This window comes from Paenibacillus sp. J22TS3, from assembly GCF_018403205.1.
In the GTDB taxonomy this organism is placed as follows: domain Bacteria; phylum Bacillota; class Bacilli; order Paenibacillales; family Paenibacillaceae; genus Fontibacillus; species Fontibacillus tuaregi.
This window is the reverse complement of the sequence record NZ_BOSF01000057.1, coordinates 1-212: the sequence shown is the minus strand read 5'-3', so window position 1 is coordinate 212 and position 212 is coordinate 1. Positions and strand designations below refer to the sequence as shown.

Below are 212 nucleotides of genomic sequence, written 5' to 3'. Positions count from 1 at the left end.
CGCTGCGGCTACGGCTCTTCACCTTAACCTCGCACGGGAACGTAACTCGCCGGTTCATTCTACAAAAGGCACGCCATCACCCCTTAATTGGGCTCTGACTTCTTGTAAGCACACGGTTTCAGGATCTCTTTCACTCCCCTTCCGGGGTGCTTTTCACCTTTCCCTCACGGTACTGCTTCACTATCGGTCGCTAGGGAGTATTTAGCCTTGGC

The 212-nt window shown here is 53.8% G+C and carries 1 rRNA gene; it reads right to left on the bottom strand.

The features are described from left to right. Nucleotides 1–212 (bottom strand): 23S ribosomal RNA (locus KJS63_RS26710); the annotation flags it as partial.